This is a genomic window from Pseudomonas sp. B21128, from assembly GCF_044218865.1.
In the GTDB taxonomy this organism is placed as follows: Bacteria; Pseudomonadota; Gammaproteobacteria; order Pseudomonadales; family Pseudomonadaceae; genus Aquipseudomonas; species Aquipseudomonas iridis.
On sequence record NZ_CP162590.1, the window covers coordinates 2,357,762 to 2,380,153 of the forward strand.

The 22,392-nt window shown below is 59.5% G+C and carries 25 protein-coding genes and 1 riboswitch; of the genes, 12 read left to right on the plus strand and 13 right to left on the minus strand.

Annotation, left to right across the window (positions count from 1 at the left end; genetic code table 11):
- Positions 1 to 6 precede the first annotated feature (6 nt).
- The 4 genes from AB4P91_RS10530 to AB4P91_RS10545 form a co-directional block, all read right to left on the minus strand.
- Positions 7 to 948, minus strand: coding sequence for a MerR family transcriptional regulator (locus AB4P91_RS10530; RefSeq protein ID WP_395604753.1), 942 nt, complete (start codon positions 946 to 948; stop codon positions 7 to 9).
- Positions 948 to 1,910, minus strand: a complete 963-nt coding sequence (locus tag AB4P91_RS10535) for a YbgA family protein (RefSeq protein ID WP_395604754.1) — start codon at positions 1,908 to 1,910, stop codon at positions 948 to 950. Before AB4P91_RS10535 ends, AB4P91_RS10530 begins: the two co-directional genes overlap by 1 nt.
- A gap of 136 nt (positions 1,911 to 2,046) precedes the next feature.
- Positions 2,047 to 2,262, minus strand: a complete 216-nt coding sequence (locus AB4P91_RS10540) for a TIGR02450 family Trp-rich protein (RefSeq protein WP_395604755.1) — start codon at positions 2,260 to 2,262, stop codon at positions 2,047 to 2,049.
- A complete protein-coding gene (locus AB4P91_RS10545; protein ID WP_150592637.1) occupies positions 2,259 to 3,245 on the minus strand; it encodes an NAD(P)/FAD-dependent oxidoreductase in 987 nt (328 codons plus the stop codon). Before AB4P91_RS10545 ends, AB4P91_RS10540 begins: the two co-directional genes overlap by 4 nt.
- A 197-nt stretch (positions 3,246 to 3,442) precedes the next feature.
- Between AB4P91_RS10545 and AB4P91_RS10550 the strand changes: the two genes are divergently transcribed.
- Together AB4P91_RS10550 and hemH are read left to right on the plus strand one after the other, a co-directional pair.
- Positions 3,443 to 4,345, plus strand: a complete 903-nt coding sequence (locus AB4P91_RS10550; protein WP_150592638.1) for a TIGR01777 family oxidoreductase — start codon at positions 3,443 to 3,445, stop codon at positions 4,343 to 4,345.
- 13 nt (positions 4,346 to 4,358) lie between these two features.
- Positions 4,359 to 5,384 carry a ferrochelatase gene (hemH, locus tag AB4P91_RS10555; protein WP_150595808.1) on the plus strand — a complete coding sequence of 342 codons (1,026 nt, stop codon included), beginning with the start codon at positions 4,359 to 4,361 and terminating at the stop codon, positions 5,382 to 5,384.
- A 104-nt stretch (positions 5,385 to 5,488) separates the two neighbouring features.
- On the opposite strand, the gene AB4P91_RS10560 is transcribed toward hemH, so the two are convergent.
- Together AB4P91_RS10560 and upp are read right to left on the minus strand one after the other, a co-directional pair.
- Positions 5,489 to 6,763: a uracil-xanthine permease family protein gene (locus tag AB4P91_RS10560; RefSeq protein WP_150592640.1), complete on the minus strand. Its 1,275-nt coding sequence runs from the start codon at positions 6,761 to 6,763 to the stop codon at positions 5,489 to 5,491.
- A 2-nt stretch (positions 6,764 to 6,765) separates the two neighbouring features.
- A complete protein-coding gene (gene upp, locus AB4P91_RS10565) occupies positions 6,766 to 7,404 on the minus strand; it encodes a uracil phosphoribosyltransferase (RefSeq protein ID WP_395604756.1) in 639 nt (212 codons plus the stop codon).
- Between the two features lie 177 nt (positions 7,405 to 7,581).
- Between upp and AB4P91_RS10570 the strand changes: the two genes are divergently transcribed.
- Positions 7,582 to 8,139, plus strand: coding sequence for a hypoxanthine-guanine phosphoribosyltransferase (locus tag AB4P91_RS10570; RefSeq protein ID WP_042561030.1), 558 nt, complete (start codon positions 7,582 to 7,584; stop codon positions 8,137 to 8,139).
- Positions 8,140 to 8,498: 359 nt separating this feature from the next.
- Positions 8,499 to 8,786 (plus strand): PA4642 family protein, encoded by a 288-nt coding sequence (locus AB4P91_RS10575; RefSeq protein ID WP_150592641.1) that lies wholly within the window; start codon positions 8,499 to 8,501, stop codon positions 8,784 to 8,786.
- A 78-nt stretch (positions 8,787 to 8,864) separates the two neighbouring features.
- Here the strand turns inward: AB4P91_RS10575 and mqo are convergent, their stop codons facing one another.
- Together mqo and AB4P91_RS10585 are read right to left on the minus strand one after the other, a co-directional pair.
- Positions 8,865 to 10,373 (minus strand): malate dehydrogenase (quinone), encoded by a 1,509-nt coding sequence (gene mqo / locus AB4P91_RS10580; RefSeq protein ID WP_042561027.1) that lies wholly within the window; start codon positions 10,371 to 10,373, stop codon positions 8,865 to 8,867.
- Between the two features lie 709 nt (positions 10,374 to 11,082).
- The gene (locus AB4P91_RS10585) at positions 11,083 to 11,316 is read right to left on the minus strand and encodes a hypothetical protein (protein ID WP_042561026.1); all 234 of its coding nucleotides are present in this window, start codon (positions 11,314 to 11,316) and stop codon (positions 11,083 to 11,085) included.
- 205 nt (positions 11,317 to 11,521) lie between these two features.
- On the opposite strand from AB4P91_RS10585, the gene AB4P91_RS10590 reads away from it, so the two are divergent.
- Positions 11,522 to 12,106 carry a YajG family lipoprotein gene (locus AB4P91_RS10590; RefSeq protein ID WP_007912832.1) on the plus strand — a complete coding sequence of 195 codons (585 nt, stop codon included), beginning with the start codon at positions 11,522 to 11,524 and terminating at the stop codon, positions 12,104 to 12,106.
- A gap of 280 nt (positions 12,107 to 12,386) precedes the next feature.
- Here the strand turns inward: AB4P91_RS10590 and AB4P91_RS10595 are convergent, their stop codons facing one another.
- Entirely contained in the window at positions 12,387 to 12,593 is a 207-nt protein-coding gene (locus AB4P91_RS10595; RefSeq protein WP_150687033.1) for a hypothetical protein, read from the minus strand.
- A gap of 191 nt (positions 12,594 to 12,784) precedes the next feature.
- Between AB4P91_RS10595 and AB4P91_RS10600 the strand changes: the two genes are divergently transcribed.
- Positions 12,785 to 13,063: a hypothetical protein gene (locus AB4P91_RS10600; protein ID WP_150592642.1), complete on the plus strand. Its 279-nt coding sequence runs from the start codon at positions 12,785 to 12,787 to the stop codon at positions 13,061 to 13,063.
- A gap of 90 nt (positions 13,064 to 13,153) precedes the next feature.
- On the opposite strand, the gene AB4P91_RS10605 is transcribed toward AB4P91_RS10600, so the two are convergent.
- Complete coding sequence (locus tag AB4P91_RS10605; RefSeq protein WP_191623996.1) at positions 13,154 to 14,317, minus strand: 1-acyl-sn-glycerol-3-phosphate acyltransferase; 1,164 nt, start codon at positions 14,315 to 14,317, stop codon at positions 13,154 to 13,156.
- Between the two features lie 142 nt (positions 14,318 to 14,459).
- On the opposite strand from AB4P91_RS10605, the gene AB4P91_RS10610 reads away from it, so the two are divergent.
- From AB4P91_RS10610 to AB4P91_RS10625, 4 genes are all read left to right on the plus strand, one after another.
- Positions 14,460 to 14,642: a CPXCG motif-containing cysteine-rich protein gene (locus tag AB4P91_RS10610; protein ID WP_042561023.1), complete on the plus strand. Its 183-nt coding sequence runs from the start codon at positions 14,460 to 14,462 to the stop codon at positions 14,640 to 14,642.
- Between the two features lie 9 nt (positions 14,643 to 14,651).
- The gene (locus AB4P91_RS10615) at positions 14,652 to 14,912 is read left to right on the plus strand and encodes a putative signal transducing protein (protein ID WP_047303124.1); all 261 of its coding nucleotides are present in this window, start codon (positions 14,652 to 14,654) and stop codon (positions 14,910 to 14,912) included.
- A gap of 37 nt (positions 14,913 to 14,949) precedes the next feature.
- Positions 14,950 to 15,573, plus strand: coding sequence for an SOS response-associated peptidase (locus AB4P91_RS10620; RefSeq protein ID WP_150595805.1), 624 nt, complete (start codon positions 14,950 to 14,952; stop codon positions 15,571 to 15,573).
- A 305-nt stretch (positions 15,574 to 15,878) separates the two neighbouring features.
- Complete coding sequence (locus AB4P91_RS10625) at positions 15,879 to 16,697, plus strand: M48 family metallopeptidase (protein WP_150592645.1); 819 nt, start codon at positions 15,879 to 15,881, stop codon at positions 16,695 to 16,697.
- 148 nt (positions 16,698 to 16,845) lie between these two features.
- On the opposite strand, the gene AB4P91_RS10630 is transcribed toward AB4P91_RS10625, so the two are convergent.
- The 3 genes from AB4P91_RS10630 to AB4P91_RS10640 form a co-directional block, all read right to left on the minus strand.
- A complete protein-coding gene (locus AB4P91_RS10630) occupies positions 16,846 to 17,430 on the minus strand; it encodes a TMEM165/GDT1 family protein (protein ID WP_115148164.1) in 585 nt (194 codons plus the stop codon).
- A gap of 89 nt (positions 17,431 to 17,519) precedes the next feature.
- Positions 17,520 to 17,642: riboswitch (yybP-ykoY riboswitch) on the minus strand.
- A 40-nt stretch (positions 17,643 to 17,682) separates the two neighbouring features.
- A complete protein-coding gene (locus tag AB4P91_RS10635) occupies positions 17,683 to 18,681 on the minus strand; it encodes a class I SAM-dependent methyltransferase (protein WP_150592646.1) in 999 nt (332 codons plus the stop codon).
- Positions 18,682 to 18,713: 32 nt separating this feature from the next.
- Complete coding sequence (locus AB4P91_RS10640) at positions 18,714 to 19,679, minus strand: 2-hydroxyacid dehydrogenase (protein WP_395604757.1); 966 nt, start codon at positions 19,677 to 19,679, stop codon at positions 18,714 to 18,716.
- A 242-nt stretch (positions 19,680 to 19,921) separates the two neighbouring features.
- On the opposite strand from AB4P91_RS10640, the gene AB4P91_RS10645 reads away from it, so the two are divergent.
- Together AB4P91_RS10645 and AB4P91_RS10650 are read left to right on the plus strand one after the other, a co-directional pair.
- Positions 19,922 to 20,551: a LysE family translocator gene (locus tag AB4P91_RS10645; RefSeq protein WP_150592648.1), complete on the plus strand. Its 630-nt coding sequence runs from the start codon at positions 19,922 to 19,924 to the stop codon at positions 20,549 to 20,551.
- Between the two features lie 144 nt (positions 20,552 to 20,695).
- Positions 20,696 to 22,378 (plus strand): fatty acid--CoA ligase, encoded by a 1,683-nt coding sequence (locus tag AB4P91_RS10650; RefSeq protein WP_395604758.1) that lies wholly within the window; start codon positions 20,696 to 20,698, stop codon positions 22,376 to 22,378.
- Positions 22,379 to 22,392 lie beyond the last annotated feature (14 nt).

The window sequence follows — 22,392 nt, forward strand, 5'->3', positions numbered from 1 at the left end:
CGTCCATTAAATCAGCCCACGCTGAACGAGTGCCTGATGTGCTGAAAGCGGATCTTCAGCCAGGTACAAATCAGCAGTTTCCAAGGTTCTTGCGGACAACTCGGCCTGGTGGATGCAAACCGTTGGTCCGACGATGATTTTCGGGCAAGTGACGCCAGCCAACAGTTTTGGCAACTGCGCAAGCTGCATCGCTTTGCTGGAATACAGCAGTACGCAGCGGGCTTGCAGGTGTTCGACCGCCAGTGCCAGCTCTCCGGCCGGCAGTGGCCAGTCAAACACCTGCACCGGGCAGTCGGCGCTGCTGATCAGCCACGCGCACAGCCACAGATGAGGTTCCAGCGACAGGTCGGAATGATTGATCAGCAACAGTGGCGCGGCGTGCAATTGACGATTGTTATGGTAGATGCGTGCGCCAAATTTGCTGCGTAACCACGAATAAAAAAATACCCGTTCCATCTGCGCGCCGAACTGGCCCTGCCAGCGCTGTTCAAGTTCAGCCAGGAGCGGCAGCAGCAACTGCTCACACAGCGTGCGCGGGGGATACAGCGCCATGACTTGATTGGTGCTGTCGTCAAGGGTGCGTTCATTGAGTTGCGTGACCGCCATGAGCAGGGTCTGGCGCAAGCGTTGCCAATCGTTTTCCACCGACTCGCTGGGGTCTTGTGCAGTGTCGAGAAGCGGCTTGACCTGGCTGACCGCGACACCACGGTTGAGCCAGGTGAGGATCGTCAGGATGCGTTGCACGTGCTCGGCCGAATACAGCCGATGACCCTTGGGTGTGCGCTGCGGGACGATCAGACCATAGCGCCGTTCCCACGCACGCAGCGTGATCGCATTGACGCCGGTTTGCCGCGCTACTTCGCGGATCGGCAACCAGCCATCGTCGAGGGCTTTCTTGAAATCGGCGCCGAGGTCTTCCTGGGCGCTGGTGTCGGGGCTCACGTTCATCAAATCAGGTTTCGCAGGCTGAGGTTTTCCGGGTGCGGTTGCAGGTAAACCTGTTGCGCAATGTACGGATCGGGGTGTTGGCGAAAGTGATGCTTGAGCAGCGTCAGCGGCACCACGAGCGGAACGATGCCCAACCGATATTGGCCGATCACATGCACCATCTCCTGCTTGTCTTCGGCGCTGATTGCCTGTTTCAAGTAACCGGTGATGTGCTGCAGAACATTGCTATGGGTGCCGCGGGTCGCACATTTTTTTAGCGCTGCCATCAATTCGCTGAAGTAACGCGGGCCCAGTTCGGCAGGGTCGCTCTGCGCCATGTTGCCCAGCAACTTGCCTAGCGCCTTGTATTGCAGCGGGTTGTGCGCCATCAACTGGTATTTGTAGCGTGAGTGGAATTCGGTGAGCACACGGCGGCTCAGACCTTGGGCAAGCACTTGCTGCCAGTCGCTGTAGGCGAGAACCCGGGTGATAAAGTTTTCACGCAGCACCGGATCGTTCAGGCGTCCGGCTTCTTCCACCGGCAAGTCCGGGTGCCGCGCACAGAAGGCCTGCGCGTATATGCCCCGGCCACCGCCATTCACCGGCGCGCCGTTATCGTGATAGACCTTGACCCGTTCCAGGCCGCAGGAAGGTGATTGCTGCATGAAGATGTAGCCGCAGATGTCATTGAGCTCGCCGGCCATTTTCTCGCCGTACTCGGCCAGAGGCGCGGTGACGTTCATCGAGGGATGGACGGTGCCGACGGCTTGCGGGCTTTGCGGATCGCCAACCAGCCGGATCGGTTCGCGGGGGATGCCCATGCCGATGGCCACTTCCGGGCACAGCGGGACGAATTCGAAATGTTCAGCGAGGGTGCGGCTGCACAGGCGTGATTCCTTGTGACCGCCGTTAAAGCGAACCTCGGCGCCCATCAGGCAGGCACTGATGGCGATTTTCGGCCGGGACATGGAAAGGTCTGACATGGATACCTCTCGAATCTATACCTGTACAGAGATTGATCTCTGTACAACATTTCTTAAGCATAGATTCATAGCTGTACAAGTCAAATCATTTGTATAAGTTTTCCGCGTTGAGTCTGATTTCACCGTGGGAGCGTTGTCACTTCCAGCCTTGTTGCCATTCGGAATTATTTTTCAGGATCTGCCAATCCAATCGTTCGGCGCGCTTGGTCAGCACCGCCTGCAACTCGACTTCGAGCACCGTGCCCTCTTCATCGCAGATCAGCTCAGTCACCAGGAAATGTTTTTCACGGTTTTGCGGGTGGGCTGCTGTCCATTTCGACAGCAGCAATTTGCGTGGATTGAGGCGATTCATTGCAAGTGCTCATTCAAGCGGCGTGCAGCTTCCTGGCCGCTGAGCCAGGCACCTTCGACGCGTCCTGACAGGCACCAGTCGCCGCAGGCATATAAGCCCAGGTCAGCATCCGCCAGCGTGCCCCATTCGTGGCCCGTCGCCGGGCGTGCGTAGAGCCAGCGATGGGCAAGACTGAAGGTCGGCGCGGGCATCGCGCTGTGCAGCAATTCGGCGAACGCGCCATGCAGTTGCTCGATCACCGCTTCCTTGGGCAGGTCGATGTGCTGGCGGCTCCAGGCGCTGGTCGCGTGCAGTACCCAAGTGTCGAGGGTGTTGTCACGTCCGGGTTTACTGCGATTGCGCGCGAGCCAGTCGAGGGGGCTGTCCTGCACGAAGCAGCCTTCTATGGGTGTATCCAGCGGCGTATCGAAGGCGAGGGCGACGGCCCAGGTCGGGTCCATTTTTACCCCGGCGGCGGCACCGGCGAGTTTCGGCGCGGCGGCCAGCAACGCGGTAGCTTGCGGTGCGGGCGTGGCGATCACGACATGGCTGAAGGGACCGTGGGTGAAGCCTTCGGCGTCTTGCAGATGCCAATGTTCTTCGCCGCGATAGACCTCGGTAATCCGACAGGCAAATTGCACTTCCAGACCCTCGAGCAAGCCGCGGGTGATGGCGCTCATCCGTGGCGCACCGACCCAGCGGGTCTGCTCGTCCGGCGACAGACTCAGTTGGCCGCCCTGGAAGGTGTAGAGCTGCGGTGTCCATTCGGCGACCCAGCCCTGACTTTGCCAGCGCTGCACCTCGGTGACAAAGCGACGATCGCGGGCGGTGAAATATTGCGCGCCCAGGTCCAGCGAACCGGCGTCGCTGCGTTTGCTCGACATGCGTCCGCCGCTGCCGCGACTTTTATCGAACAATTGGACGGTGTGCCCAGTCTCCGTAAGAGCCCGAGCTGCCGAAAGTCCGGCGATGCCGGTGCCGATGATTGCGATAGGTACAGTCATAGGGGCCTCGTTTACCTTTCTGTACAGACTACGCCGTCGTTGAAACCTGTACAATTTTGTTTTTTGGTATAACTTCTAGCGTTCTCGTTCTGGCAGCTTGGCCTATGGTTAAACAATAGAACCTGCCCGATTGAAAAGATCCCTGCTTTTAAAAATAGACTAGTGATCCGGCTAAAACGCCACGCGAGGAAGATGTCATGCACATATTGCTGACCGGCGGTACTGGTTTGATCGGACGCCAACTCTGTCGACACTGGTCGGGACAGGGGCATCATCTGACGGTTTGGAGTCGACGCCCGGAAGCGGTTGCGAAAATCTGCGGGACGCAGGTGCGCGCCATCGCAAGGCTGGAAGAGCTGGGCGAAGAACCCGTCGATGCAATCATCAATCTTGCTGGCGCGCCGATTGCCGACCGACTGTGGACGCATCGACGTAAAGCGTTGCTGTGGAGCAGCCGCATCACGCTCACGGAAACCTTGTTGGCGTGGCTCGAAACACGCGCGCAGAAACCGGCGCTGCTGATTTCGGGTTCGGCCATCGGCTGGTACGGCGACGGTGGTGAGCGCGAGTTGACCGAAGACTCACCGCCAGTCATCGACGATTTCGCCAGTCAGTTGTGTATTGCCTGGGAAGAGACTGCCCAGCGCGCAGAAGCGTTGGGCATTCGCGTGGTGCTGGTGCGAACCGGTCTGGTGCTGTCGGCCGAAGGCGGCTTTTTGTCGCGGCTGTTGCTGCCGTTCAAACTGGGGTTGGGCGGGCCTCTGGGCAATGGGCGGCAGTGGATGCCGTGGATTCATATCGATGACCAAATCGCCCTGATTGATTTTCTTCTGCATCGTGATCAGGCCAGTGGTCCTTATAATGCGTGCGCGCCAAAACCTGTGCGCAATCGCGAATTTGCCAAGACGCTGGGCAGTGTTTTACATCGTCCGGCGTTCATGCCAATGCCGACCCTGGCACTGAAGGTCGGTCTGGGCGAGTTGTCACTGCTGTTGCTGGGCGGCCAACGGGCCACGCCGGCCCGCTTGCTGGAAGCGGGATTCACTTTCCAGTTCACGGATTTACGCGCGGCTCTGGATGATCTTTCCAGCCGCCTCTGAAATAGGACGTTGCATGACCGATCACGCCTTGCTTCTGGTCAACCTGGGTTCCCCGGCCTCCACCTCGGTGGCCGATGTACGCCGCTACCTCAATCAATTTCTGATGGACCCGTACGTGATCGACCTGCCGTGGCCGGTGCGGCGTTTGCTGGTGTCGCTGATCCTGATCAAGCGCCCCGAGCAGTCTGCCCACGCCTACGCCTCGATCTGGTGGGAGGAAGGTTCGCCGCTGGTGGTGCTCAGCCGTCGCTTGCAAGAGCAGATGAAGGCGCAGTGGAAGCATGGCCCGGTCGACCTGGCGATGCGTTACGGCGAACCTTCAATTGAAACGTGCCTGACAAGACTGGTCGCGGCAGGGCACAAGCGCATCACGCTGGCGCCGCTTTATCCACAGTTCGCCGACAGCACGACGACCACGGTGATCGAAGAGGCCAGGCGTGTCATCCGTGCGAAGAACCTCGATGTGAAGTTGTCGATCCTGCAACCGTTCTACGATCAGCCGGAATACCTCGACGCGCTGGTCGCCAGCGCCAGGCCGCATTTGCAGCAGGACTATGACCATCTGCTGCTGAGCTTCCATGGTTTGCCGGAGCGGCATCTGACCAAGCTTGATCCGACCGGGCAGCACTGTTTCAAGAACGAAGATTGCTGCAAGAACGCATCCCCTGCGGTTCTGGCTACCTGCTATCGCGCGCAATGCCTGCGCACGGCGGCACTGTTCGCCGAGCGCATGGGGCTGGCGGACGGCAAATGGTCGGTGTCGTTTCAGTCGCGATTGGGTCGTGCCAAATGGATCGAGCCGTACACCGAAGCGCGGCTGGACGAGTTGGCGAAAAGCGGTGTGAAGAAGCTTCTGGTGATGTGCCCGGCGTTTGTGGCCGATTGCATCGAGACGCTGGAAGAGATCGGTGATCGCGGCAAGGAGCAGTTCCGCGAAGCGGGGGGCGAGGAGCTGGTGCTGGTGCCGTGCCTGAATGACGACCCGCAATGGGCGAAGGCGTTGGCTACCTTGTGCGAAAGAGCGCCTCTGGCCCTCTAAAAGCATCGCGGGCAAGCCCGCTCCCACAGGTTCAGTGCAATTCCTATGGGAGCGGGCTTGCCCGCGATGACATTTGCACAAACAACCAAAAACTTACAACTTGATTAGAGCAGCGGCTCATCCGGCTTCTTGTTCTTCCAGCCATCATTGCCCGGCAGCAGCAGGTTCAGCGCAATCGCCACCACCGCGCACAGCGCGATGCCTTTGAGGCCGAAGTCGTCCGGACCGGTGCCAGTGCCAACCAGCACACCGCCAATCCCGAACACCAACGTGACCGAAACAATCACCAGATTGCGTGCCTCGCCCAGATCGATCTTGTGGCGGATCAGGGTGTTCATGCCCACCGCCGCGATCGAACCAAACAACAAGCACAGAATCCCGCCCATCACCGGTACCGGGATGCTTTGCAGCAGCGCCCCGAACTTGCCGACAAACGCCAGGCTGATGGCGAAGATCGCCGCCCAGGTCATGATTTTCGGGTTGTAGTTCTTGGTCAGCATCACGGCGCCAGTCACTTCGGCATAAGTGGTGTTAGGCGGGCCGCCGAACATCCCGGCTGCGGTGGTGGCGATGCCGTCACCGAGAAGAGTGCGATGCAGGCCCGGCTTCTTCAGATAGTCACGACCGGTCACGCTACCGACTGCAATCACGCCGCCGATGTGTTCAATCGCCGGGGCCAATGCCACTGGAACGATGAACAGAATCGCCTGCCAGTTGAACTCCGGCGCGGTGAAATGCGGGATCGCGAACCACGGTGCTGCGGCAATTTTCGCGGTATCGACCACACCGAAATAGAACGCCATGGCGAATCCGACCAGTACGCCGGAAATGATCGGCACCAGGCGGAAAATGCCTTTGCCGAACACTGCCACGATCAACGTGGTCAGCAGCGCTGGCATCGAGATCATCATCGCGGTCTGGTAATGGATCAGTTCGGAACCGTCGCCAGCCTTGCCCATCGCCATGTTCGCGGCAATCGGCGCCATGGCCAGGCCGATGGAGATGATCACCGGACCGATAACCACCGGCGGCAGCAGACGGTCGATAAAACCGGTGCCTTTGATCTTCACGGCCAGACCAAGAAAGGTGTAGACGAAACCGGCCGCCATCACGCCGCCCATGGTCGCGGCCAGGCCGAACTGGCCCTTGGCGAGAATGATCGGAGTGATGAACGCAAAGCTCGACGCCAGGAACACCGGCACCTGACGGCCAGTGACGATCTGGAACAGAATCGTCCCCAGACCTGCGGTAAACAGTGCCACGTTCGGGTCGAGGCCCGTGATCAGCGGCATCAGCACCAAAGCGCCGAAAGCCACGAACAGCATCTGGGCGCCGGACAGCACCGTGCGCCAGAGCGGATCGTTGAACTCTTGTTGCATGGTCACGCGTCCTTCTGCTTGGTGCCGAAGATCTTGTCACCGGCATCGCCAAGCCCTGGGATGATGTAACCGTGTTCGTTCAAACGTTCGTCAATCGAGGCGGTGTAGATGGTCACGTCCGGGTGAGCATTTTCTACAGCGGCAATGCCTTCCGGCGCAGCAACCAGCACCATCGCGCGGATTTCCTTGCAGCCAGCCTTTTTCAGCAGGTCGATGGTCGCAACCATCGAGCTGCCGGTGGCGAGCATCGGGTCGATGATCATCGCCAGACGTTCGTCGATTTCCGGTACCAGTTTTTCCAGATAGGTGTGGGCTTGCAGGGTTTCTTCGTTGCGGGCAACGCCCACAGCGCTGACCTTGGCACCCGGGATCAGGCTGAGCACGCCTTCGAGCATGCCGATGCCGGCGCGCAGGATTGGCACGACAGTGATCTTCTTGCCGGCGATTTTCTCGACCGACACGGTGCCGCACCAACCTTCGATATCGTAGGTTTCCAGCGGCAGGTCTTTAGTCGCTTCGTAGGTCAGCAACGCACCGACTTCCTGAGCGAGCTCGCGGAAATTCTTGGTGCTGATGTCTGCGCGGCGCATAAGGCCAAGTTTGTGACGGATCAGCGGATGGCGGATCTCTTGGATGGACATGGGGAAAGGCTCCGGCGGCGGGCAAAAAAACCGGCCTAGATTAATCTATCCGAGGGTGATGTCCTATAGGACATAGAGTACGTTAGTCCATAAAGGCTTGATTCAGCCGTGCGAGATGCGTACCTTTGCCCGCTTTTCGCGACTATCCCCCCCTTCAACCACCCCCCGGAGAGCGCCATGTCCGCTGATCTCGAGCATATCCGTCAAATCATGCGAGAGGCTGACTGCCTGTACACCGAGTCTGAAGTCGAGGCCGCCATTGCCCGCGTCGGTGCACAAATCAACGAAACACTGGCCGAGAGCAACCCGGTGGTGTTCTGCGTGATGAACGGCGGGCTGATTTTTTCCGGCAAGCTGCTGACTCATCTGCATTTCCCGCTGGAAGCGTCCTACCTGCACGCGACCCGTTATCGCAACGAAACCAGCGGCGGCGACCTGTTCTGGAAGGCCAAGCCAGAAGTTTCGTTCCTTGACCGTGACGTGCTGATCATCGACGACATCCTCGACGAAGGGCATACCCTCGGCGCGATCATCGATTACTGCAAACACGCCGGCGCGCGCAAAGTGCACACCGCCGTGCTGATCGACAAGGATCACGACCGCAAGGCGCGTCCTGACCTGAAAGCAGACTTCGTCGGCCTGCCGTGCATCGACCGTTACATCTTCGGTTACGGCATGGACTACAAAGGCTACTGGCGCAACGCCAACGGGATCTTTGCCGTTAAAGGCATGTAATCGCGCCGAATCACTGTGGGAACGGGCTTGCCCGCGATGTCGGTCTACCAGACACATTGAGGTTGGATGTGCCGACGCTATCGCGGGCAAGCCACGCTGCCACAGGGATCTGTGTTCAACGATCCGCGCTTGCACACCCATGCTGGAGTGCTTGGCCCCGCCCTCCGGAGCCTGCCATGAGCCTCTTGATCCGCAGCCTTGCCGCCCTGTTGCTCACCCTCAGCCTGCCTCTGTCCGCCGCGCCGATGCACAGTGTCTGGGCCGATTTGCACACCGCCAGCGTGCGTGCGCGTTGAGCCGAGCGGCAGGGCAGGGGTAAACTGCCCGCCCCGTGTCATGTCTGCGAGCTGGAGTCGGCAATGCGTAAAGATAAGAAACAAGTGATTGGTGACGAGATCGGCGATGAGCAGATCAAGCTGTTCCTCGATTTTGAACCGGTCGACGCCACTTCGCCGTCGTTGCACAAACTGATCAAGGCTTACCGTGGTCTGCGAATCGACGATTTCGAGCGGTTTCTGACATTCTTTGTGGCGGCTGGGTACGACGTCGATGGCAAGGACGAGCAGGGCCAGACGTTTGTTGATCAGATCAAGGATCAGCGCAACGCCCCGGAGTACATCGAGCTGATCGACAAGGCTCGTGGTTAAAGTCAAAAGACTTTTCAATCAGGCATAAAAAAACGCCCCGCACTCACTGAGCTGCGGGGCGTTTTTTATGCGGCACGATCAAGCGTAGCTTGGCGTCTCGCTGCTTTCTTCAACCAGTTCCAACGCGATGTTGTTCTGCGTGTTGATCTTGCGATACAGCGCAGCATCGGTTTCCAGAACCTTTTCACGGGCCGGGAAGATTTCCGCCAGTTTGCCAGCCCACTCGCCGGACGCTTTGCCCGGGAAGCACTTCTCGATCAGTTCCAGCATGATCGAAACGGTCACCGACGCACCGGGCGATGCGCCGAGCAGGGCCGCCAGGGAACCATCCTTGGCCGCAACCAGTTCGGTACCAAATTGCAGGATGCCGCCCTTTTTCGGGTCTTTCTTGATGATCTGTACCCGTTGGCCGGCCACTTCCAGGCGCCAGTCTTCGGCTTTCGCCTCCGGGTAGAAACGGCGCAGGGAATCCAGACGCTGTTCCATCGACTGCATCACTTCGCTGACCAGGTACTTGGTCAGGTCCATGTTGTTTTTTGCCACCGCCAGCATCGGCCCGATGTTGCCGGCGCGAACCGACAGCGGCAGGTCCATGAAGGAACCGTGCTTGAGGAACTTGGTGGTGAAACCGGCGTATGGCCCGAACAGCAGGGATTTCTTGCCATCGACCACGCGGGTGTCCAGGTGCGGCACCGACATCGGTGGCGAACCTACGGCAGCCTGGCTGTAAACCTTGGCCTGGTGCTGTTTGACCACTTGCGGGTTGTCGCAACGCAGCCACTGGCCGCTGATCGGGAAGCCGCCGAAACCTTTGCTTTCTTCAATGCCCGAAGCCTGCAGCAATGGCAGGGCTGCGCCACCGGCGCCGAGGAAGACGAACTTGGCATCGACTTCACGGCTGCTGCCGCTGTTGACGTCCTTGATACTGACGGTCCAGCCGCTGCCGTTACGTTTGAGGCCGGTGACGCGCTTGCAGTACTTGACCTGGGCGTCGGGCGCGCTGGTCAGGTGTTTGAGCAACTGATTGGTCAGGGCGCCGAAGTTGACGTCGGTGCCGTTCATCACGCGGGTCGCGGCGAGCACTTCGTCCGGCGAACGCCCCGGCATCATCAGTGGCATCCACTCGGCCATTTTGGCCTTGTCTTCGGTGTACTCCATGTCGGCGAAGGCGTGGTGCTTGCTCAGCACATCGAAGCGTGACTTGAGGAAGGACACGCCACTGTCGCCCTGCACGAAACTCAGGTGCGGCACCGGGCTGATGAAGGATTTGCACGAGCCGAAGGTGCCTTTTTTGGTCAGGTACGACCAGAACTGCTTGGACACTTCGAACTGGGTATTGATGTGCACGGCTTTCTTGATATCGACGCTGCCGTCGGCCGCTTGCGGCGTGTAATTCAGCTCGCACAGGCCCGCGTGGCCGGTACCGGCGTTGTTCCACGGGTTGGAACTCTCCGCAGCACCGGAGTCCATCAGCTCGACAACTTCCAGTTTGATCGCCGGATCGAGCTCTTTGAGCAGCACTGCAAGGGTGGCACTCATGATGCCGGCCCCAACCAGTACTACGTCGACTGCTTCGTTATGCGCCATTTAACGCGTCTCCAAAATCTGCAGCACCAAATTGTCGGCATGGCTGCCAGGCATTCAGGGACAGGTCAGTTGTGTCCCGGTTATCCGTGGTCAGGTTCGCCATGTCCGAATCTTCGCAATTTTTCGCAACTTTGACGGATGCGTGCGGCGTGGCTTCCAGAGCTCCATGAACTCATTTCAGCGCCCGGCTGGCAATTCGACTTATGGTCGAGACATCCGTTTTTGTGCAACCAAATCCGTAGCGGACAGGCTTCAGGCTCCGGTATTCGAGGTATACCCGGTCCTGTGTCGTTGGGCTGTTTCAGACGCTAATGGTGCATGTTCAGACGCAAAACTATTCATTTGCTCGCCACACTCTTGTGAAGTTGTGAAAACCCGTTTTTTTCACGCTCTTTTGAAGACGTGAACCTCAAAAAAGGGCTGTCCAAGCCTGGCACCCTGCCCGCAAAGGCAAAACAACGCGGTGGCCGAGCGTCATGACAGCTCTGCAGATTCGCGAAAAGCGGGGGTTTTGCCGGAAGAACAGGCAAGCTCGCCAACTTCACTCGATCTGTGTGGGCGACTCTCTGTGGGCGATTTTGGATGCCAATGCAAGCGCATTGACGGTGTTGCGGGGCCCGATCAGGAGACGTCCTTATAATCGGGGGGAGATTGTATCGAAGAAATGCGCGGAGTTGGTCGAGTTTAATGACTTTTATTAGGCATCCGGTCAGATGCTCAACTGCACCTGCGCCCGTGCGCGCATTTGACGCGGTACCACCCGGGCGCTGGCGGGCAGCGGCTGGTTCAACCAGGTAAGGCGGATTTCTTCTATTTCCACCCAGCCATCGCCCATCGGTTGCAGGCTGCACTGCTTGAAGGCCTGGCAGTGACCGTTGCGGTCGAGCAAAGCAAAGCTGCGATGCAGCGGGCGTGGCGCGAATAACGAGATCAGATAACGCATGGCCGAGTACCTTGTTGGAGGACTGATTTGAAGGATGTCGGCGAGCCGTGACGTGCACATGTATGGCGGGTGAAGAATCTGTGACAGGAACCGCTTTCGACAGGGTTTGTCAGACATTTCAGTATTCACTGTGCGGCGCTGGTTACCCGCAGTGGCCCACCGCTATACTGCCGGCCTGTTAGTGCCTGATTCTGGAGAGAAGAGCATGTTGCAACGCCTGTTGTTCGGTTTGATCACTGTGGCCGGTTTGACTCTGGCCGGCTGCGCCCACAGCCCGCAACAACTGAGTCCGGAACCGAAGCTGACCACGCAATTGCCTGCGGTCGGCCGTGGCCAGCCAGTCGTCGTACGTGTGGTTGATGGTCGTCCGTCGCCAACGCTGGGCACCCGTGGCGGTCTTTACCCTGAGACCAGTGCCATTACCGTGCAGCGCGAGCAGATCCTGCCGAAGTTGCAGGCTCAGGCTGAAGCCGCCGTGCGTTTGCTCGGGTTCACCCCGACCAACAACGCGCCCAACGCTCCGCAACTGACTGTGACCCTGGCCGAGCTGAAATATCAGTCGCCCAAAGAAGGCATGTACGTGACTGAGGCGACCATCGGCGCAACCTTCCGCTCTGACGTGCAGAACGCCAACCGTCGCTACAGCGGCCGTTACGGCGCTTCGCTGGACCAGCGCTTCGGCATGGCGCCGAACCAGGAAACCAATACCAAACTGGTCAGTGATGTGTTGAGCGATGCGCTGACGCGTTTGTTCAAGGATCCGACCGTGGGTCAGGTTCTCGCTGAATAAGCGGATCGCCTGATGTGAAAAAGCCCGGGACCAGTGATGGTTCCGGGCTTTTTCATGTGTGCAGGTTTTGAATTCGGGTTGTCGGGAAGATCCATCCTCCTCACCCCAGCCCTCCCGAAACGTCGGACCGCCCCCAAGGGGGCCAGGGGAAGAGGGGGCCGATTTGGGTCGATTGCGGGAGCTGCATTCACCGTCGAACTTTCAGGTCGGGGTCACTCGAATATTCACCTCAGTCGGTCCCCTCTCCCTCTGGGAGAGGGCTAGGGTGAGGGCCCTTGACTCACGCAGCCTGCGAATAAAAATCGAGAACGCTGACCCCCGTCAGCAAATCCGTCTCGGGCAAATCCGCATGCTGATGCCCGCCCAGCGCGCAATACACCAGCCAATGACGGTCCTGAACATTGAAGGCGAGGCCGCCAACGAGACTTTGCTGCTCGTCGTAGGGGGTGATGAGGTACAGACGATCCTGGTTTTCAGCGTGAAGCATGACGCGTTCCATGTGTGTTTCGAGGCGCGCATGGTGGTGCATCCACATGACGAAGCCGTGACACAGGACAGCCATCGGTCGATTGCCGGGTTATTTGTCGTAAAGAAGAGGCGTCGGGGACAGGTTTCGGTAGAATCCTGGCGCGGTCGTCTGTCTGGCGTCTGCCACACTGATTAAGTTTGAGGTCTGTGATGTCGCTGCATTTGATGACGCTGTTTACCAACCATCCCGCCAAATTGATCAATCTGCTGGCGCTGTTGTTGGCGTTCCCCGGCAGTTGGCTGCTGCACGCGACCCGCCGCCGCGAACAACGCGCATCGGCCAGCCTCGCCGCACAGCGCCAGGCTCAGCCGAACGCCGAACCGATTCTCGATTGGTCGACGTTGCGCATGAACCGCTTCTTCTATCGCTTCGGTTTTGCCTGCCTGGGCTTGGCGCTGGTCATTTCCTGGATCAGCACCCAATTCTGAATTGAATGCAAAACCCCTCGCCACCGTCATGTGGTGTCAGGCAAAAAAACGGCGCCCGAGGGCGCCGTTTTTGCGTCGGATCGAAGCCGCTTACAACGGCAACCCAGCCTTGACCCGATACTGGTTACGCACCGGCGTTGCATATTGCAGCACCAGATACGGACGATGCGCTTCAGGGCAAGCGTCCAGCCGTGACTGCCACTCTTCCTGCGCCTTGGCCAGCTCATCCGCCGGGAACACCTCGGCAGCTTTCGGCACATTCAGTTGCGGGTCAGCGTCGGCCCACTGCGCATACGCCAGGTAATGCACCGGGAACAACCGGTAGCCGCCGAGAATCTGCTTGTCCATTTCGACAGCCAATTGCTTGGTGTCTTCAAACAGCTCGGTAATGGGCGCGGCAAAGTTCACGTGCACCCGGCCCTTATAGCCGGTGATGCCCTTGGCAATGCTCACGTCATCTTCGCCCGACACTTTGCTGTAGGTGCCGGTGGTGGCGCGGATGTACAGCTCGCGGGCCTTGGCCTGGTCGCACGGATCGTATTCGTAACTGATCGACACCGGGGTGACATTCAGCGACTGAATCACTTCGCCGAACGGCTCGTCCTTGCGGCTCATGTGGAACATCTTGAGAATCGCCGACTCGGTGCGGTCGTCGCCATCCTTCGCCCGCCCTTCGGCCTGGGCAATCCAGATCGAGGCGCAGTCATTGCGGATCGAATGGTTGATGTACGCCGACAGCAACTGATACGCGGCCATTTTCTCGCGACGACCGGTGATCGAACGATGCACGATGAAACTCTTGTTCAGACGCATCAGGTCGCTGACAAACGGCTTCTGCAACAGGTTGTCACCAATCGCGATACGCGGCGTCGGCAGGCCGGCGTGGTACACCGCGTAGTTGACGAACGCCGGGTCCATAACGATGTCGCGGTGGTTGGCGATGAACAGATACGCGCTGCCGGACTTGAATTGTTCGACCCCGGTGTAGGTCACGCCGTCGGTGGCGCGCTCGATGGTGTGGTCGACGTACGCTTCGATTTTGTCCTGCAAAGTTGCCACCGATGTCACGTCGGCGAACTCACGACGCAGCCGATGGGCTATAAGGGGTTTGAGCATCCAGCCGAATGGACCGGCAAAACGCGGGAAGCGGAAGTGGGTGAGGATATCTAGAAACGCCTTGTCGCCGAGCAGTCTTGCCAGTACCACGGGTACTTCGCTGTCGTCGTAAGGTCGGATGGCATCGAATTCGCCCATCATGCTCTCTTGTTGGAAACGGCTAGGGTAAGTAAAGGTTTTGATCGAAAACCAACGGGGCACGGTCTGAAAAAATAGCCAGACAAAAATAGCCCTGCAAATAGACCGGCGATTATACGCACAAGTCACTTGGGAGACCGCGATGCTGGAAGCCGCACTGTATGAATGTCCTTATTGTGGGGAGCAGGTCGAGACGTCGGTGGACTTGTCCGGCGGCGATCAGACTTATATCGAGGACTGCCAGGTGTGTTGTCGCCCGATCACGTTTGTATTGCAGGTTCACGGTGAGGAATGGCATCTGGAAGTGTTCAGCGAAAACGAGTGAGGGGCGCCCATGCAGCGAATCTACGAGCCGGAAAACCTGTTGGAAGGCGAAATGCTCAAGGGCATGCTCGCCAGCGAAGGAATCGAGGCGCATCTGGTGGGCCGGGATTTGCTCGGCGGCGCGGGCGAGTTGCCGATTTTCGGGTTGCTGGGGCTGTCGGTCGATAACGATCAGGCCCAATACGCCCTCGAACTGATCACCGCGTACAATGCCGCGCTGCCGTTGCCCGGCGACGAACCGGAGAGCTTCCCCGGTACGCTGGTCTGTTAGGCTGGCGTTCGTTTTATTTTTTGAGTCGTGTTGCCCCATGTGTGGACGTTATGCCCTGTTTCGCTGGAACCGCGACTTCGCGGCCCTGCCAGGTTTTCCTGCCGATCAACTGGCGCAGTGGAACATTTCCCCCAACGATTCGGTGTTGATGCTGCGTGCCGGTGAAGCCGGCGAGCGCACGCTGGCCCGCGCCCGCTGGGGGCTGACGCCGCCGTGGCTGACGGACTTGTCACGCACGCCGGCGCATGCCCGCGCCGAAACCGTGGCCGAGCAACCGATGTTTCGCGAGGCGCTGCGTTTGCGTCGCTGCCTGCTGCCGGCCAACGGCTTTTATGAATGGCGCGGCACCCAGCGCAAGCGCCCGTACTGGCTGACGCCGGGCGAGGGGGCGTCGCTGTTTTTTGCGGCGATCTGGGAAGCGTACCCGGTGCAGGAGCAGGTGTGGTTGAGCACGGCGGTGATCACGCAATCAGCGGCCAGTCAGCGTCGACCGTTGATTCTGGATGAAGCGGGGCAGGCGGCGTGGCTTGATCCCGCGACGCCGCTGCATGCCTTGCAAGCCTTGCTCGCCAGTGAACCGGCCGCGTTGCGCGAGCGGGTGTTGGCGAACATGGTCAATGATCCGAAACTCAATGGGCCGGAGTGTCTGACGCCGGGTTAGGCCGCGTAGATCAAGAGCCCCTCACCCTAGCCCTCTCCCGGAGGGAGAGGGGATCCACCGAGGTGTTTTGCGTTATACATCGACCTGAAAAAACCAGGCGATTATGGATTCAAAGCAGAGCGTTCAAGTCATCTTATTTCTGAAGCATTCCCCAATCAGTCCCCTCTCCCTCTGGGAGAGGGTTAGGGTGAGGGGCTTTTGCTCTGACGGGATATGTCTGAAAGTCGCTGCAACACGTCCGTTGTATCTGGCGTCAATACAATTACCCACCTACGATACGCGACAGGTTTTCAGGGAGCTTTTGAATGAACAAGACATTGGTTGTAAGTGCGCTGAGTGCAGCGCTGTTGCTGGCCGGTTGTCAGTCGGTCAACACCACCAGCGGCGGCGCCGTGGGTGTGGAGCGCAAGCAATACATGTTCAGCATGCTGTCCTCGCAAGAAGTCGATCAGATGTATGCCCAGTCCTATCAGAAGACCGTGGGCGAGGCGTCGACCCAGGGTGTGCTGGACAAAACCAGCAACGACGCCAAGCGGGTTCAGGCCATTTCCAGCCGTCTGATCGCCCAGGCACCGAATTTCCGTCCTGATTCGGCGCAGTGGAAGTGGGAAGTCAATCTGATCAAGAGCGACGAGCTCAACGCCAACTGCGGTCCCGGCGGCAAGATCATTTTCTACACCGGGCTGATCGACAAACTGAAACTCACCGACGATGAAATCGCCGCAATCATCGGCCATGAAATTGCCCACGCGCTGCGCGAGCATGGTCGTGAAGCGATGTCCAAGGCCTATGGCATTGAAATGGCCAAACAGGGCGCGGGCGCATTGCTCGGTCTTGGCCAGGACAGCCTGGCGCTGGCCGACACCGTGGCCAACTACGGCATGACGCTGCCCAACAGTCGCGCCAACGAAAACGAGGCCGACCTGATCGGCCTGGAGCTGGCTGCTCGCGCCGGCTTCAACCCGAACGCCGCGATCACCCTATGGAACAAGATGAGCAAGGCGTCGGAAGGTTCGCCGCCAGAGTTCATGAGCACACACCCGGCGTCGACCAGTCGGATCGCTTCGTTGCAGGCGGCGATTCCGAAGGTGATGCCGCTCTACGAAAAAGCTCCGAAGTCCTGATCATCTTTCCGCGAGGCTGATGGCCCCTTCGCGAGCAAGCTCGCTCCCACAGGTTGGGTGGTGTCCACATAATCTGTGAGCGCCGCAAACCCCTGTGGGAGCGAGCTTGCTCGCGACGAACGATGACTCGGTCTATCGGCTTACGCCGTCAAATCCAGCCACTGCTCTGCATCGCCTTGTACACCGCCACGAGCGCCAGAATCAGGAATGCCGAGGCTGCCAGGCGTCGGATCAAGGTCAGCGGCAGTTTGTCCGCGGCAAAATTACCCGCCAGTACAACCGGCACGTTGGCAATCAGCATGCCCAACGTGGTGCCGATAATCACCAGCCACAACTCCGGATATTGCGCGGCGAGCATCACCGTCGCGACCTGGGTTTTGTCGCCCATCTCGGCGAGGAAGAACGCGATAAGCGTGGTCAGGAACGGCCCGAACTTGCGCGCGGTGCTGGCTTCATCGTCATCCATTTTGTCCGGGACCAATGTCCACAGCGCAGTGGCAGCGAAGCTTGCGGCGAGAATCCAGTGCAACACGGAGTCGGAGAAGAAGCTGCCAAACCAGGCGCCTACCGCACCGGCTGCTGCGTGGTTGGCCAGGGTCGCAGCGACGATGCCGGCAATGATCGGCCAGGGTTTGCGAAAGCGAGCGGCCAGAATCAGCGCGAGCAGTTGCGTCTTGTCGCCGATTTCGGCCAAGGCAACGATGGCGGTGGGAACGAGTAACGAGTCCAGCATCAGGATTTTCCTAAGGGGCGGGTCGACACGGCTATGACACGTACAGCCTTCCCGCCCCGGGTAAGGTGTGCGTGTCATAGGTCTTGTCAAACCCTGCAATCCGTCTGATGCGGACGCTTGGGTCGCATACGCCATGATCTGAGGATCAAGTATGTTGACGTATGCCGGACGAGCTTGGTGCTCGTGGGAGACTACTCCCCTAGGACGGAGCGGATTCTGCCTTCGCAAATCCGATAGAGCAAGAACAAATTTTCAGCCGCGCTTAGCCCGGTAAATCCGGAAACCGTTCCCCTCGGCCTTGATCGCACAGACCCCAAGGTGCTCTTCAATCAGCGGTTGATACTTCAGGAAGCTATTCGCAACCAGGCGAAGTTCGCCACCGTTTTTCAGATGTTTGGCCGCTTTTCGCAGCAAGTTCTCGGTGGCGAAATAATCGGTATGGACGCCGACATGGAACGGCGGATTGCTCAGAATCGCACTCAGACCCATCGGTGCAGCATCGATACCGTCACCGGTCAGTACTTCAGCCTCGAGGCCGTTGGCGGCAAGGGTCAGACGACTGCTGGCGGCGGCAAAAGCATCGACGTCGAGCAAAGTGACCTGGTTGTGCGGGTAGCGACGTTTTACCGCAGCCCCCAACACGCCAGCGCCACAGCCAAAATCCAGCAGGTGGCCGCTCGGCAGTTTGTCCAGATGCTCCAGCAACAGCGCGCTGCCGCGATCCAGTCGACCATGGCTGAACACGCCCGGCAGGCTGATGACTTTCAGCGGACCTTCGGCCAGCGGCAATTCATAGGTTTGTGCCAGGCTTTCCAGCGACTTCACTTCAGGGGCATTGGCGACCGTGACTTGCCAGAGCTGGCAGTGCCGCGCGCTGTCGAGCTTGCGCGGCTTGCCGAACGGGTTGAGCTGCTTGGAAGCGCCTTCGATGCCGCTGCGTTTCTCCCCGACCAGAAAAACTTCCCGCCCGGCCAGGCGCGCGGCCACGGCATTAAGGATGTAATCGGTCAGATCCTTGGACTTGGGCAGGAACACCACGGCGCTGTCGAACTCGCGCTCGGGGATGCTCACGCCGAAATGGCTACGCCCTTCGAAGCGCGCCTCCAGGGCGTTTTGATCACCGGCATGCCAGCACCAGCCAAAGGCGTTGGGCAGGCGACCGAGCAAATCGTCGGCAGGCAAACCGGCCAACAACAGCGAACCCTGAAATAACTCGGGCTGACGAAGCAGTACTTCACTGCGCGGATCCATATCTGCTCCTCAAAAAAAAGTGCCGCAGTTTATCAACTGACGACCCGCAGCGCCTTACCGCTGAAGAACGCTTCGGCGTTTTCGGTCAATTGACCGACGATGCGCTGCCGGGCCTCACGGCTACCCCAGGCGTTGTGCGGCGTGACGATCAGACGCGGAATGTCGGCGGCCAGCAGCGGATTGCCCTGAGTGGGCGGCTCGACACTCAGCACGTCAGTGGCGGCGCCGCCCAGATGACCGGCGCGTAAGGCATCGGCCAGCGCTTGTTCATCGATCAGCCCGCCGCGGGCGGTGTTCACCACGAACGCGCGGGGTTTCATCGAAGCCAGTTCGCGAGCGCCGATGAAGTGGCGAGTGTGTTCGTTGAGCGGGCAGTGCAACGTCAGGGCGTCGATCTGCGGGAGCAATTCATCCAGCGGCAAACGATCCGCCCGGGCAGGGCGACCTGGAATCTGCCCGAGCAATACGCGCATGCCGAAGGCTTCGGCCAGTCGCGCAACGGCGCCGCCGAGTTCGCCATGACCGAGCAAGCCGAGGGTTTTGCCTTGCAGTTCGACAATCGGGTAGTCGAGCAGGCAGAACTGTTTCGCCTGCTCCCAGCGCCCTTCACCGACGGCTTTTTGATAATCGGCCAGGCGGGTGGCGAGGTTGAGCAACAGCATGATGGTGTGTTGCGCCACCGATGGCGTGCCGTAACCCTGACAGTTGCACACCGTAATGCCGTGGGCGCGAGCGGCCACCAGATCGACGTTGTTGGTGCCAGTGGCGCTGATCAGGATCAGTTTCAGGTCAGGGTTAGCGGCCATGGCGGCGGCGTCGATCAGGATCTTGTTGCTGATCGCCACGCTGGCACCTTGCAGGCGTTGGGCAACCTGTTCAGGCAAGGTCTGAGCGAACAATTGCAAGTCGCTGAAGCAGGCGCGCAACGGGCTGAGGTCGAGATCGCCAAGATCCAGTGAAGGATGATCAAGGAATACGGCGCGGCGCGGGTTCGTCATCAACTGTACCTTTTGTGCTGTGAACGGAAGGCGTAATCTGCCGAGCCTACCAGATGAAACAATTGGTTACTCAGCGCCAGAGGTACTCGAAAAATCTGTGGGAGCGAGCTTGCTCGCGAAGAGGGCGTATCAGGCGAGCAGTGGTCGTCTGACACACGGCCTTCGCGAGCAAGCTCGCTCCCACAGGGGAAAGTATCCGCGCTCTGAGTCCGATTTGACTGATCAACTCCAGAGGAGCCCCCATGTACTGGACCGAGTTCTTGACCGTTGCACTGATCCACCTGCTGGCCGTCGCCAGCCCCGGCCCGGACTTTGCCGTGGTGGTGCGCGAGAGCGTCACCCATGGAAGACGCGCCGGTACCTGGACGGCGCTGGGTGTGGGCACGGCGATTTTCCTGCATGTGGGCTATTCGCTGCTGGGCATCGGTTTGATCGTGTCGCAGTCGATTGTGCTGTTCAACGCGCTGAAATGGGCCGCTGCAGCTTACTTGCTGTACATCGGCTTCAAGGCTTTGCGTGCGCAACCGGCAAAAGCCGTCAGTGATGACCTGCACAAGGAAGCGGGCGAGCGCACCGCCCGTGGTGCGTTCACCTCGGGCTTCGTCACCAACGGCCTGAATCCGAAAGCCACACTGTTCTTCCTGTCGTTGTTCACCGTGGTGATCAACCCGCACACGCCCCTGGCGATGCAGGCCGGCTACGGCGTTTACCTCGCCTTCGCGACCGCTTTCTGGTTCTGCCTGGTGGCGATGTTGTTCAGCCAGCAACGCGTACGGGCCGGTTTCGCCCGCATGGGCCACTGGTTCGACCGCACCATGGGCGCGGTGCTGATCGCCCTCGGTGTGAAAATCGCGTTCACCGAAATGCATTGATCGATGAGAAACCGGCAAATGCTGGCGCAAAGCTAGCATTTGTACGGCTCTGCAAATCATTCCTTTGGCTGATTTGGCTGGCGTATAAGGGTTTTAGAGTACAAATCTCTACGCCAACACCGAGCCGTCAGAAAAGGGATTCTTATGTTGCAGACTCGCGTCATTCCCCCAGCCGATGGGGCCTACCAGTATCCATTACTGATCAAGCGGCTGCTGATGTCCGGTGCCCGTTACGAGAAAACCCGCGAGATCATCTACCGTGACCAGTTGCGGTACAGCTACCCGACCCTGATCGAACGCGTGGCGCGGCTGGCCAACGTGTTGACGGCTGCCGGCGTCAAGGCCGGTGACACCGTGGCGGTGATGGACTGGGACAGTCACCGTTACCTGGAATGCATGTTTGCCGTTCCGATGATCGGCGCGGTGATCCACACCATCAACGTGCGCCTGTCGCCGGAGCAGATCCTCTACACCATGAACCACGCCGAGGACCGCTTTGTGCTGGTCAACAGCGAGTTCGTCGCGCTGTACCAGGCGATTGCGCCGCAACTGACCACGGTCGAGAACACCCTGCTGCTGACCGATCTGCCGGAAAAAACCGCCGAGCTGCCGAATCTGGTGGGCGAGTACGAGCAACTGCTGGCCGCCGCCAGCCCGCAGTACGACTTTGAGGACTTCGACGAAAACTCGGTCGCCACCACGTTCTATACAACCGGCACCACCGGCAACCCGAAAGGTGTGTACTTCACCCATCGGCAACTGGTGCTGCACACCATGGGCGTGTCGACGATCATGGGCTCCATCGACAGCGTGCGCCTGCTCGGCACCAACGACGTCTATATGCCAATCACGCCGATGTTCCATGTCCATGCGTGGGGCCTGCCCTACGTGGCGACCATGCTCGGGCTCAAACAGGTTTATCCGGGGCGCTACGATCCGGAGTTTCTGGTGGAGCTGTGGCGCAAGGAGAAGGTCACGTTCTCCCATTGCGTGCCGACCATTCTGCAAATGCTGCTCAACGCCAAAGGTGCGCAGAACACCGATTTCGGCGGCTGGAAAATCGTCATTGGCGGCAGCGCACTCAACCGTACCTTGTACGAAACCGCCAAGGCTCGCGGCATTCAACTGACCGCCGCCTATGGCATGTCCGAGACCGGACCATTGGTATCGTGCGCGCACCTCAACGACGAGCTGATGGCCGGCACCGAGGACGAACGCACCACTTATCGAATCAAGGCCGGTGTGCCGGGCCCGCTGGTGGAAGCCGCGATTGTCGATGCCGAAGGCAACTTCCTCCCGGCCGATGGCGAAACCCAGGGTGAACTGGTGCTGCGTGCGCCGTGGCTGACCGAAGGGTATTTCAACGAACCGCAAAAAGGCGCCGAACTGTGGGCCGGCGGCTGGCTGCATACCGGCGACGTCGCGACGCTCGACAGCATGGGCGTGATCGACATTCGTGACCGGATCAAGGACGTGATCAAGACCGGTGGCGAATGGATTTCCTCACTGGACCTCGAAGACCTGATCAGCCGTCACGTCGCGGTACGCGAAGTAGCAGTGGTGGGCATCGCCGATCCGCAGTGGGGCGAGCGCCCGTTTGCCCTGCTGGTGATCCGTGAAGGGCATGAAATCGGGGCACGAGAGCTCAAGGAGCACCTCAAGCCATTTGTGGAGTTGGGGCATCTGAGCAAGTGGGCGATTCCGAGTCAGATCGCGCTTGTTACGGAAATTCCCAAGACCAGCGTCGGCAAGCTCGACAAGAAGCGCATCCGTCTCGACATCACTGAATGGCAGGCCAATAACAGTACCTTCCTCTCGACCCTTTAAGTGCCTGCTGGCGC

Bases quoted from the DNA above. Each gene is read 5' to 3' on its own strand.
- AB4P91_RS10585 (WP_042561026.1), bottom strand. From the start codon at position 11,316: ATGCGTTATCTGATCTCGTTATTCGCGCCACGCCCGCTGCATCGCAGC.
- AB4P91_RS10610 (WP_042561023.1), top strand. From the start codon at position 14,460: ATGCTGGAAGCCGCACTGTATGAATGTCCTTATTGTGGGGAGCAGGTC.
- AB4P91_RS10530 (WP_395604753.1), bottom strand. From the start codon at position 948: ATGAACGTGAGCCCCGACACCAGCGCCCAGGAAGACCTCGGCGCCGAT.
- AB4P91_RS10545 (WP_150592637.1), bottom strand. From the start codon at position 3,245: ATGACTGTACCTATCGCAATCATCGGCACCGGCATCGCCGGACTTTCG.
- AB4P91_RS10590 (WP_007912832.1), top strand. From the start codon at position 11,522: ATGTTGCAACGCCTGTTGTTCGGTTTGATCACTGTGGCCGGTTTGACT.
- AB4P91_RS10575 (WP_150592641.1), top strand. From the start codon at position 8,499: ATGCGTAAAGATAAGAAACAAGTGATTGGTGACGAGATCGGCGATGAG.
- AB4P91_RS10625 (WP_150592645.1), top strand. From the start codon at position 15,879: ATGAACAAGACATTGGTTGTAAGTGCGCTGAGTGCAGCGCTGTTGCTG.
- AB4P91_RS10615 (WP_047303124.1), top strand. From the start codon at position 14,652: ATGCAGCGAATCTACGAGCCGGAAAACCTGTTGGAAGGCGAAATGCTC.
- hemH (WP_150595808.1), top strand. From the start codon at position 4,359: ATGACCGATCACGCCTTGCTTCTGGTCAACCTGGGTTCCCCGGCCTCC.
- AB4P91_RS10605 (WP_191623996.1), bottom strand. From the start codon at position 14,317: ATGGGCGAATTCGATGCCATCCGACCTTACGACGACAGCGAAGTACCC.
- AB4P91_RS10645 (WP_150592648.1), top strand. From the start codon at position 19,922: ATGTACTGGACCGAGTTCTTGACCGTTGCACTGATCCACCTGCTGGCC.
- AB4P91_RS10570 (WP_042561030.1), top strand. From the start codon at position 7,582: ATGTCCGCTGATCTCGAGCATATCCGTCAAATCATGCGAGAGGCTGAC.
- AB4P91_RS10640 (WP_395604757.1), bottom strand. From the start codon at position 19,679: ATGACGAACCCGCGCCGCGCCGTATTCCTTGATCATCCTTCACTGGAT.
- mqo (WP_042561027.1), bottom strand. From the start codon at position 10,373: ATGGCGCATAACGAAGCAGTCGACGTAGTACTGGTTGGGGCCGGCATC.
- AB4P91_RS10635 (WP_150592646.1), bottom strand. From the start codon at position 18,681: ATGGATCCGCGCAGTGAAGTACTGCTTCGTCAGCCCGAGTTATTTCAG.
- AB4P91_RS10650 (WP_395604758.1), top strand. From the start codon at position 20,696: ATGTTGCAGACTCGCGTCATTCCCCCAGCCGATGGGGCCTACCAGTAT.
- AB4P91_RS10560 (WP_150592640.1), bottom strand. From the start codon at position 6,763: ATGCAACAAGAGTTCAACGATCCGCTCTGGCGCACGGTGCTGTCCGGC.
- AB4P91_RS10620 (WP_150595805.1), top strand. From the start codon at position 14,950: ATGTGTGGACGTTATGCCCTGTTTCGCTGGAACCGCGACTTCGCGGCC.
- AB4P91_RS10630 (WP_115148164.1), bottom strand. From the start codon at position 17,430: ATGCTGGACTCGTTACTCGTTCCCACCGCCATCGTTGCCTTGGCCGAA.
- AB4P91_RS10595 (WP_150687033.1), bottom strand. From the start codon at position 12,593: ATGCTTCACGCTGAAAACCAGGATCGTCTGTACCTCATCACCCCCTAC.
- AB4P91_RS10535 (WP_395604754.1), bottom strand. From the start codon at position 1,910: ATGTCAGACCTTTCCATGTCCCGGCCGAAAATCGCCATCAGTGCCTGC.
- upp (WP_395604756.1), bottom strand. From the start codon at position 7,404: ATGTCCATCCAAGAGATCCGCCATCCGCTGATCCGTCACAAACTTGGC.
- AB4P91_RS10550 (WP_150592638.1), top strand. From the start codon at position 3,443: ATGCACATATTGCTGACCGGCGGTACTGGTTTGATCGGACGCCAACTC.
- AB4P91_RS10600 (WP_150592642.1), top strand. From the start codon at position 12,785: ATGTCGCTGCATTTGATGACGCTGTTTACCAACCATCCCGCCAAATTG.
- AB4P91_RS10540 (WP_395604755.1), bottom strand. From the start codon at position 2,262: ATGAATCGCCTCAATCCACGCAAATTGCTGCTGTCGAAATGGACAGCA.